The 9803-nt window shown below is 72.6% G+C and carries 10 protein-coding genes and 1 pseudogene; 4 read left to right on the forward strand and 7 right to left on the reverse strand.

All coding sequences use genetic code 11. The features are described from left to right. The first annotated feature begins 329 nt into the window (after positions 1 to 329). Together VG276_31280 and VG276_31285 are read left to right on the forward strand one after the other, a co-directional pair. On the forward strand, positions 330 to 761 hold the full coding sequence (locus VG276_31280) for a pyridoxamine 5'-phosphate oxidase family protein (protein ID HEV8653762.1): 432 nt from the start codon (positions 330 to 332) through the stop codon (positions 759 to 761). 47 nt (positions 762 to 808) lie between these two features. Continuing rightward, a complete protein-coding gene (locus VG276_31285; GenBank protein ID HEV8653763.1) occupies positions 809 to 2293 on the forward strand; it encodes a glutamate--cysteine ligase in 1485 nt (494 codons plus the stop codon). 59 nt (positions 2294 to 2352) lie between these two features. Here VG276_31285 and VG276_31290 read toward each other — a convergent pair whose 3' ends face one another. The 7 genes from VG276_31290 to VG276_31320 form a co-directional block, all read right to left on the reverse strand. Beyond that, positions 2353 to 2823, reverse strand: coding sequence for a cytochrome c (locus tag VG276_31290; protein ID HEV8653764.1), 471 nt, complete (start codon positions 2821 to 2823; stop codon positions 2353 to 2355). 2 nt (positions 2824 to 2825) lie between these two features. After that, positions 2826 to 3317 (reverse strand): ubiquinol-cytochrome c reductase iron-sulfur subunit, encoded by a 492-nt coding sequence (locus VG276_31295; GenBank protein HEV8653765.1) that lies wholly within the window; start codon positions 3315 to 3317, stop codon positions 2826 to 2828. 9 nt (positions 3318 to 3326) lie between these two features. After that, complete coding sequence (locus VG276_31300) at positions 3327 to 4667, reverse strand: cytochrome b N-terminal domain-containing protein (GenBank protein HEV8653766.1); 1341 nt, start codon at positions 4665 to 4667, stop codon at positions 3327 to 3329. Next, on the reverse strand, positions 4660 to 6477 hold the full coding sequence (locus tag VG276_31305) for an FAD-dependent oxidoreductase (GenBank protein ID HEV8653767.1): 1818 nt from the start codon (positions 6475 to 6477) through the stop codon (positions 4660 to 4662). The genes VG276_31300 and VG276_31305 overlap by 8 nt, the downstream gene beginning before the upstream one ends. A 7-nt stretch (positions 6478 to 6484) precedes the next feature. Continuing rightward, on the reverse strand, positions 6485 to 6715 hold the full coding sequence (locus VG276_31310; GenBank protein ID HEV8653768.1) for a hypothetical protein: 231 nt from the start codon (positions 6713 to 6715) through the stop codon (positions 6485 to 6487). A 24-nt stretch (positions 6716 to 6739) separates the two neighbouring features. Further along, positions 6740 to 7216, reverse strand: coding sequence for a plastocyanin/azurin family copper-binding protein (locus VG276_31315; GenBank protein ID HEV8653769.1), 477 nt, complete (start codon positions 7214 to 7216; stop codon positions 6740 to 6742). Positions 7217 to 8166: 950 nt separating this feature from the next. Then, positions 8167 to 8649 (reverse strand): cation-translocating P-type ATPase C-terminal domain-containing protein, encoded by a 483-nt coding sequence (locus tag VG276_31320; GenBank protein HEV8653770.1) that lies wholly within the window; start codon positions 8647 to 8649, stop codon positions 8167 to 8169. Positions 8650 to 8774: 125 nt separating this feature from the next. Between VG276_31320 and VG276_31325 the strand changes: the two are divergent. Together VG276_31325 and VG276_31330 are read left to right on the forward strand one after the other, a co-directional pair. Then, a pseudogene (locus VG276_31325) lies at positions 8775 to 8933 on the forward strand (dihydroorotate dehydrogenase-like protein). Positions 8934 to 9072: 139 nt separating this feature from the next. Continuing rightward, positions 9073 to 9465 carry a magnesium transporter gene (locus tag VG276_31330; protein HEV8653771.1) on the forward strand — a complete coding sequence of 131 codons (393 nt, stop codon included), beginning with the start codon at positions 9073 to 9075 and terminating at the stop codon, positions 9463 to 9465. Positions 9466 to 9803 lie beyond the last annotated feature (338 nt).

Below are 9803 nucleotides of genomic sequence, written 5' to 3' on the forward strand. Positions count from 1 at the left end.
AGGAGCTACCCCAACTCGCCGCTGCGCTCCAACGTGCCACCGCCGACGAGCCCGAGCTGCTTGATCTGGCCGTCACCGCCTGACCGTAGGATCCGTCATGGAGGCCCCACCCAAATCCAACGGCGAGCGGGACATCCTCCTGAGCCGCGCGCGGCAGGCCAGCGTCTTCCGGCAGCGCCTGGCCGCAGGTCAGCCGATGACCGAGAGACCAGTCTGGCCGGATTGCCTAGAACGTACCGGACCTTCACCCACGGCTGCACGTGGCGGGACAGGCTCGGTTGGACGGTGGCGCCGCAGCAGTGCTGCTCGAACGCAGGAAGGTGAGGAGTGTGCGTGACGTCCGCTGGCAGGAGCTGACCAAGCAGGAATGCTTCGGGCTGCTGGCCGGCCAGCATTTGGGTCGGGTGGTGCTGGTCGATGACCGCGGGCTGCTGGCGCTGCCGGTCAACTTCGTCGTTGACCAGTACACCGTGCTGTTTCGCACCGACGAGGGGACCAAGCTGGAGGTGGCCAGTCGCAGCGGACGGGTCGGGTTCGAGGTCGACGGGGCCGACGAGGTGACCCGCACCGGCTGGAGCGTCCTGGTCCGCGGAGAGGTGACCGAGGTCACCGACCCGACCGAGTTGGCACGAGTGCGTCGACTGCCGCTGTATCCTTGGGCGCCGGGCCCCAAAGATCGCTATGTCCGGATTTTGCCGACGGTGCTGACCGGGCGGCGGATCGCCCTGCCCAAGGACACGCCGTGGACCTGGCGGGGCTAGCAATAACGTGGCGGGCGGTCGTGCGCGTTGACAGTGAGGTTCCGGTCATGGGCACAGGCATCGAGCAGGAGACCTTCGACCAGGGTGACTACGCCCGGTTCCAGCAGCGGCTCACGCAGTGCCTGGCAACGCTCGGCCGGCTGCTCACCCGGCCCGGCTTCGGGGTGGGCCCTGCCACCCTGGGCGCCGAACTGGAGCTGTGTCTGGTCGACGACACCGCCCGGCCGCTCCTGCGCAACCAGGCGGTCCGCGCCGCGGCCGGCGATGCCCGCGTCACCGTGGAGCTGGACCGGTTCAACCTGGAGCTCAACGCCACCCCCACGCTGCTGGCCGGCCGACCATTTGCGGCGCTGGGGGAGGAGCTGCGCCTGCTGCTTGAGCGCGTCGCTGCCGCGGCCCGGGGGCATGGGGGCCGGCTGGCGCTGGTTGGCATCCTGCCCACGCTGCGCCGCGCCGACCTGCACCCCGGGGCGATCAGCGATCTGCCGCGCTACCGGGCGCTGGACCGCGGCCTGCGACGGCTCCGCCACGACCCGTTCCACCTCCGCATCGCGGGCGCGGACCCGCTGGAGCTGGCCAGCGACGACGTGGCCCTGGAGGGCGCGGCCACCTCGTTCCAGGTGCATCTGCGCGTCGACCCGGCCGCCTTTGCGCACACCTACAACGCGGTCCAGGCGGCCACCGCGCCGGTGCTGGCGGCGGCCGGCAACTCCCCGACCTTCCTTGGCCACCGGCTGTGGGAGGAGACCCGCATCGCGCTGTGCAAGCAGTCCATCGACGACCGCGACGGGCGCGGGCCGCGCCGCCGGCTTGCCCGCATGGCGTTTGGGACCGGCTGGCTGCGCGGCGGGCCGCTGGAGCTGTTCGCCGAGGGCGTGCGCCTGCACCGCCCGCTGCTGCCGGTCCTTGGCGACCACGACCCGCTTGACGGCGGGGACCGCCGGCACGCGCCACCCCTGGCGGAGCTGCGGCTGCACCAGGGTACCGTGTGGCGCTGGAACCGGGCCATCTACGACCCGGCCTTGGGTGGGCATCTGCGCATCGAGATGCGGGCCCTGCCCGCCGGCCCGACCGTGACCGACATGCTCGCCAACGCCGCCTTGCTCGTCGGGCTGTCGCGGTGGCTGGCCGCGCAGGACCAGCGATGGACCTACACGCTGTCGTTTGAGCGCGCCGAGCATGGCTTCTACCGGGCCGCCCAGCAGGGCCTGGGCGCCGAGCTGACCTGGCCGTTCGGGCAGGGCGGCCGGCTGTGCACGCTGCCCGCCGCCGAGCTTGTGCCCAAGCTGCTGCCGGCCGCCCGGGACGGGCTGGTGAGTGCCGGCGTGGCCGCAGCCGAGGCCGACGACCTGCTCGGGGTGATCGCCGCGCGGGTGGCCGCCGGGCAGACCGGGGCGGCGTGGCAGCGCAGGACGCTGGCCACGCTGGAGCCGCGGCTCGGCCGCGAGCGCGCGCTGGCGGCGATGCTGGAGCGCTACTTGCAGTACGCCGCCACCGACCAGCCGGTCCACACCTGGCCCACCAACCCCTGAACAGGGCCGGCTCGAAAGAGGTCGGTCTGGTTGGGGGCGCACCTCAGTGGAGGCGGCGGTCAGGGCTTGCCTTGCCGCCAGTTCGGGATGCTGGGTGCGTTGGGCTCGAGCGAGCGGAGGTAGGCGACGAGCTGGCGGATCTGCTCGTCGGTGAGCGGGCCGCCGAAGTCCAGGCTCCAGGCGGGCATGCTGGTGCCGGAGACGCCGCCGGCGATGAGCAGCCGGGCCTGCTCGTCGGAGGTGGCGGTGAGGAACTGTTTGGCGTTCAGCGTGGGCGCGCTGCCGCCGGTTGCGCCGCGGCCGTGGCAGGCGGCGCAGTTGTTGGCGAACAGCCCCGCGCCCAGGTGCGCGTAGGTGGTCGCCTGTTCGCGGGCGGCGTTGGCTCGCAGGGTCGGCTCCTGGATGCCGTAGAGGACGAACCCGAGGATCAGGACCACCATGAACACCAGGCCCCAGGTGTAGTGGCGGTCCAGGCTGCGTTGCAGCCATTGGGGTTCGAAGGCGGCCGGCTTGGGCGCGTCGCGGGGCATCGTCAGCTCCTGGTGCAGGGGGGGCCGAGCGGCGGGGTGACGAAGTCCTGCGTGCCGCGGTCGGGGCCGGGGAGGAGCGTGCCGGTGTCGGCCACCAGCATTCCACTGTCGACTCGGAGCTCGAAGCGGTCCATCCCGCGGGGCGCCGGTCCTTGGACGTACTCGCCGCCGAGGTCGAACACCGAGCCGTGGCAGGGGCACTCGAACCGCCCCGAACTCTGGCAGAACGGCACGCGGCAGCCGAGGTGGGGGCAGCGCTGGGACAGGGCGAAGAAGTGCCCGCCGGCGTTGGCGAGCCACAGCCGGCCCTCGTTGAAGTAGGTCGCGGTCCCCGGCTTGAAGTCGGCCGGGCTCCCCAACGTGATGGGGCCGCCGCCGCCCGCCCCGGCGAGCGGGCGGAGCGCCTCGTAGGCGGTCCAGCCGAGGGCGACGCCGAGGAGGGTGCCGCCCAGCTTCCAGCCCCTGCGCAGCAGGTCCCGGCGAGTCAGACGCATACGCGGCTCCTACAGGTCGACGTACAGGTGCCGCCACGGCGGGATGAACCGCCACCCCGGCCCGCGGAAGAACTCCCCGACGACGGTCAGCACGACGGCCGCGACCAGCAGGGTGGCAAACAGCAGCACGGCCACCTTGCGGTGGCGGGCCTCGGTGGCGGGGTTGCGGTCCAGGTAGGGCAGCAGGGCCAGCCCCAGGATCGTGCCGACGGGAACGAGGATCCCGGCGACGAGTGGGTCGACGTGCGACAGCAGCTCCTGCAGGCCGACGAAGTACCAGGGGGCCTTGGACGGCTCGGGGGTGAGCTCGGGGTTGGCGAGTCCACGTAGCGGCGCGGCGAACGCCACGCCGAGGGTGAGCGCCACCGCCGTCGTCGCCAGGCCCACCACCGCGTGCCGGACCAGCAGGTGCGGCCAGGTGAACACGGTGTCGTCCACCTGCCGCTCCTCGGCGGTGACCGACTGGCGGTCGACGACGCCGAGCAGGCGGACCCGTGGCTCCCCCTCGCCGCCCTCGCCGCCGGCCGGGACCGCGGCCGGTACGCGCGGTCGTTCGGTGGCCTGCTCGGCGAACGCCCCGCTGCTGGGCTGCTGCACCGCGAAGCCGTCCTTGCGGACCCGCCAGATGTGCAGCGCCAGCAGCACGGTCAGGGCGGCGGGCAGGACGAACACGTGCAGGGCGTAGAAGCGCAGCAGGGTCGCCTGCCCGATCTGCGCACCGCCGAGCAGCAGGTCGCGGATGGTCCCTCCGAGGACGGGCACGTAGTTGACCAGGTTGGTGCCGACCGTGACCGCCCAGTAGCTGAGCTGGTCCCAGGGCAGCAGGTAGCCGGTGAACGAAAACGCCAGCGTCAAGACCAGCAGGCCGACGCCCAAGACCCAGTTGAACTGCCGCGGCCGCTTGTAGGCGCCGGCGAAGAACACCCGGGCCAGATGCAGCAGCACCGCGAGCACCATCAGGTGCGCCGACCAGCGGTGGACGTTGCGGACCAGCTGCCCGAAGCCGACCCCGGTGCGCAACTGCTGCATGTCGCCGTAGGCGGAGGCGACCGACGGGGTGTAGAAGAACATCAGGTACATGCCGGTGAGGTTCAGGATCGCGAACAGCACCGTGAGGATGTAGCCGAGCCGCCACGAGTAGCGGAAGCGCAGCACCCGGCCGGGCACCTTCACCGGGTAGACGTGCAGGAAGAAGTTGCTGAACGACTGCAGCGCCCGTCCCCTCGGGGTATCCAGCTGCGGGTGGCGGAACGCCGAGCGCCACACCTCGCTGCGCCGCACCCGCTGCCACAGCCCCTTCGGGGCCGGGTAGACGTCGGGCTCGAGGGCGTCGCGGTCCTGGTCATCCATCGGGCAGCTCCGTGGCGTGGACCATCAGCAGCGCCCCGGGTGGGCAGCGGTTGACGCACAGGCCGCAGCGGATGCACAGCGACTCGTCCAGCAGCAGCGCCGACTGCGCCGCCGTGCCCGCCCCGGCGTGGTCGGCCCGCACGATCGTGATGCAGTTGTGCGGGCAGACGTCCACGCACAGGCCGCAGAGGATGCACAGCTCGGGCTGGAGCATGACGTTGTCGAAGCAGCGCAGGCAGCGGTGGCCCTCCAGGCGGGCGTCGGCCTCGCCGTAGCCGGTCTCCACCTCCGCGAAGCCGATGCGCCGGTCGTGGGGCACCACCGGGATCTCGACCCGCGGGACGGCGTCGTAGCCGCTGGCCAGGCGGCGGAAGCCGGGCCGGTCGGCCAGCTCGATCCGCAGTGGGCGCTCGGTGGCATCAGCGTGCGCGGCGTGGATGGACGCGGCGGCGCGCTGGCCGTCGGCGACGGCGTCGATGAGGTTCCTGGGCCCGAAGGCCAGGTCGCCGCCAGCCCAGATGCGCGGGTGGGAGGTCCGCAGGGTCGCGCGGTCGACCGCCACGCCGCGCTGGCGGGTCAGCTCGACCCCGGCGTCCTGGCCGAGGAACCCGATGTCGGCGACCTGGCCGACGGCCAGGATCACCGTGTCGGCCGGCAGGACCTCCTCGGTGTCGGGGACGAACGTCGGGGCGAAGCGGTGCTGGGCGTCGAACACCGACGCCACCGCGACCGTCTCCAGGCCCTCGACGCGTCCCTGGCCGACGATCCGGTGCGGACCCCGGCGGTAGACGATCCGGATCCCCTCGTCCTCCGCCTCGGCGATCTCCTCGGGGGTGGCGGGCATCTCCTCGGGCGACTCAAGGGCCACCACGGCCACGTCGGCAACGCCCGCCCGCACCGCCGAGCGCGCCACGTCCAGCGAGGTGGTCAGGCTGCGGCGGGCGTCCTCCCGGGCCTGCGGGGCCAACGGCTGCGGGGTGGGGCCCGCCTCCCCGCGAGCGGCCGCCCGCAGCGCGGTGCGGGCCGCGTCGAAGGCGACATTGCCGCCGCCGACCACGACCACCCGCTCGCCAAGGTCGACCCGGAACCCCTGGTTCACGTTGAGCAGGAACTCCACCGCCCGCAGCACGCCGTCCAGCTGATGGCCGGGGATGTCGAGGTCCCGGCCCCGGCCGGTGCCAACGGCAAGGAACAGCGCGGCATGCTGGGCCAGCAGCTCCTTGAGCGTCACGTCGGTGCCGACACGGCAGTTGGTGCGGGCCTCGACGCCGAGCTCCAGGATCGCCTCGACCTCCCGGGTGATGAGGCCGCGGGCCAGGCGGTACTCCGGGATGCCGAGCACCAGCATCCCGCCGAGCCGGTCCTGCGCCTCATAGATCGTGACCGGATGGCCGGCCAGGCGCAGGTCGTGAGCGGCCGACAGGCCCGCCGGCCCACCCCCGACGACGCCGACCGACGGCCGGCTGGCCGGCGGGACTGGGCCGTGGGCCTCGTGCCAGACGGCGCTGCCGCCGAAGCTCTCCACGCCGAACCGTTCGCTGACAAACCGCTTCAGCGCGCGGATCGCGATCGGCGCGTCGAGCTTGCCCCGCCGGCACGCCGTCTCGCACGGGGCGGCACACACCCGGCCGCAGATCGAGGGGAAGGGGTTGGGCTGGCGGGCGATCAGGTAGGCGTCGCGGTAGCGGCCCTGGGCGATCGCGGTCACGTAGGCGCCGGCGTCGGTGTGCACTGGGCAGGCAGCGCGACAGGGCTCGTTCGCCCACAGCCACCGGGCGTCTGGGATAGGGGCCGGCAGTGATTCGCTCATGTTGCCCTCAGATCAGATGCCGTGCCTGCAGGCGCCGCAGCAGCCACGCCAACGCCGCCAGCATGCCGAAGAACCAGATCGTCGCCAGCGCCGTCCGCTGGCCCCGGTCGAGCCCGCCGAGCCGGGTGACGATCAGGTTGGGGACGACGACCAGCAGCGCGACACCGAGCGCCACCAGCGCCGCGGTGACCGCGACCGCTCTCGGCCAGCTGGGCGTCGCCCCCAGCTCACCTGCCACCGTGCCTCCTCTACCACGCGATCCTCAGGTGACCGTCAACGCCCCGTACATGCCCTTCTCGTAATGCCGCTCGATGTTGCACACCAGGACGTACGTGCCCGGCTGCAGATCGATCGTGGTGCTCTTGGTCTTGCCCGGTTTGGTCTCGCTGTCCTCACCGACGCTGGCCGCCTCGCTGACCTCATGGTTGGCGCCGACCTTCAACTTGTCGGCGGGCGTGTCGGTCTTCAGCACGACCACCTCGTGCTCCTTCGTGCCGACGTTCTTGAACGTGATGGTCGTCGGCCCCGCCTGCACCGACGCCGGCGTCACGGTCAGATAGTACTTCCCGTCGGGCTTCTCGCCTCCCTCCACGTTGACGATCGTCGGCCCCGCGCTCGCGACCGCTGTCGTCACCGTCACCCCGCCGCCGGCGCTCTGGCCGCCGCTGCTGGTGGTCTTACTCTTGGAGCTCGAGCATCCCGCCAGCGCGAACACCATCAGCCCAGCGACGAGCACCACCAAGACCCGCTGGTTCCTTCTCATCGCACCAACCACCTTTCTCGTGCGGCACCAACAATGGCCATGCAGCGTCCGGTCGCAGCGGCATGGCTTCCCGAAGCGACTGTCCGTACGCGCGGTCGAGCAGCACGGGCGGATGGCCGACCGCGCGCCACGGCCGTCGCCTGCTGCGTGACTCCCACCAGCACCCTCCGCGCGGGACTGAACATCACCAATTGGCTTCCATTCGCGATCATTCGTCGCAACCTAACCAAGGCTCCCCGGCAACCAGTCCGGCTGCACGGGCCGAACAACCCGCCACCGGCGGGACCCTTGTCCCCTCCCGCGCCCAGGCCCGCCACTGCGCGCCGCCAAAGACAACCACCACGGGGTCACCAGCGGCCGGTGCCGAACCCCTACGCAGGCCGCCGAAACGGCCCCACCCTTCACCAAGCCGGCTCCTGGCGCAGTTCCTCGGCGGACAGGGGCCGCTCCCAGCGGTCGCCGGCGGCGGAGGCGGCCACCAGCGCCGCAAGGGCCGGCAGGTCGGCCTCGCCGCGCGACGGGCGGCCGGGCGCGCCTGCCGTACCACCCCGTCTGAGGTGCAGGCATGGGATCGGGCGCATGGACAGAGACGAGGCGCTCGACGACTGCAAGCGCCGCCCGGGGCGGTCGAGGACGACCGCTTCGGCGACGAGGTCGCCGTGTTCAAGGTCGGCGGCCGCATCTTCGCCATCTGCGAGCTGGTCCGCCGGCCAGGCGACGTGAGCCTCAAGTCCGACCGTCCCTGGCCGAGGCGCTGCGCGCCCGCTACCCGGCCATGCGGCCCACTACCACCTGAACAACCGCCGGCGGACTCGTCCGAGGCAATCGAGTCCTTCAGCCCGACTGGGGAGGCCGACGGAGCGAGGCTTGACCTGACCGAGGCCCGATCGAACGCGGTTTGCTCCAGCCGCCCTGGGTTCGGGTGGTCAGGCCGTGCCCTCGGTCGGCCGTGCGTGCGCGCGTCCCAGCCGGTGGTCGAGCCGGACCGCGAGGTAGCCGAGGACGGCGACGGCGCAGACGATCGCCAGGTCGACAAGCGGGAGCGGGTGGGTGCCGAGCAGGTCGCGGAGGGGTGGCAGGTACAGCCCGGCGACCTGCAGCGCGAAGGCGACCGCGACCAGCAGGAACGGGTTGGCCGCGGTGCCGGCACGGGCTCGGACGCCGAGGGCGACGCCCAGCTGGGTCACGCCGAGGGCGAGGAACACCATGCTCTGCCACGCACGCCCGGTGGCGTGCGCCCAGACCCCCACCGCGAGGGTGATCGTGGCGATGACGACCCCGATGCGGACGATGCGCTGCCACAGGCCGGCGCCGAGCACGCTCTCGGCAGGGGGCCGCGGCCGCTGGCGCATGACGCCCGGCTCGGCGGGCTCGGCGCCAAGGGCGACGCCCGCCAACCCGTGCGTCATGAGGTCGCCGCCATCCTTCTCCCCCTGGGGGCCGTCCCCCGACCTGCGCGCCCACCTCGCCCCCGTGCCCGCGCCCGCCGGCTACCGAAGCACCCCGCCGACCAGCCGCCCGAGGAGGCGTCATCATGACCGACCTGCGCACCCGCGACCTCGGCCTGGAGCTGCGCTCGCCCCTGGTCGCCTCCGCATCGCCGCTCACCGGGGACCTCGACGGCCTGCGCCGGCTCGAGGACGCGGGCGCGGTCGTGCTGCCGTCGCTGTTCGAGGAACAGGTCACCCACGAGGCGGCGTCGGCCCGGCATGCCAGCGTCGAGCCGGTGGGCAAGCGGTTCCGCCACTGGCTGCCGTGGCTGCTGGCCGGGCTGATCGGGGCGGTCGCCGCCGCCGACCTGCTGGGCTCCTTCGGAGCCCAGCTCCAACGTCGTGCTGGAGTTCTTCATCCCCGGCATCGTCTATATGGCCGACGCGGTCGGCGCCCAAACGGAGACCTTGATCGTCCGCGGTCTGTCGGTCGGCATCGGGATCCGGGAGGTGGTCAGGCAGGAGCTGCTGACCAGCCTGCTGGTGGGCGCGACGGTATCGCTGGCGTTCCTGCCGGCCGGCATCTGGCGGTGGGGCGACAGCGGCGTGGCTCTGGCCGTGGCGCTCGCCCTGCTGGCCACCTGCTCGACCGCCACCCTGGTCGCCATGGCCCTTCCCTGGCTGCTGCACCGCCTGGGCCGCGACCCGCCTTCGGCAGCGGGCCGCTGGCAACCGTCGTCCAGGACCTGCTGTCCACGCTCATCTACCTGCTCGTCGCTCAACATGGTGGGCTAACGCTGCCGGATCCCGGCTGTCCTGCCGGCTGCATGAGGCAGGGGCGGGAGGGCCTCCCGCGAGTCCCGGGCGGGGATCTCGACGCAGGACCCATACGGCCATGACGTTGCTGTCGGCGTTGTCGTCCAGCCCGGCCCGGTCGGCGTCCGGGTAGGCGTCGTGGTACTCGTCGGGGCCCATGACCCCGAGGACCCGGTAGAGCCTGCTTGACCCGGCCGTGACCCGGGGGGTGCTGGACCGGCTGCGCAGGGGCAAGCATCTGCTGGGCGACGAGAAGCTGGCCCGGCTGTCGCCGCAGGAGGAGCGCATCCTTGGCCTGGTCGCCGGCGGCAGGACCA

The organism is Actinomycetes bacterium (assembly GCA_036000965.1).
GTDB lineage: Bacteria > Actinomycetota > CALGFH01 > CALGFH01 > CALGFH01 > DASYUT01.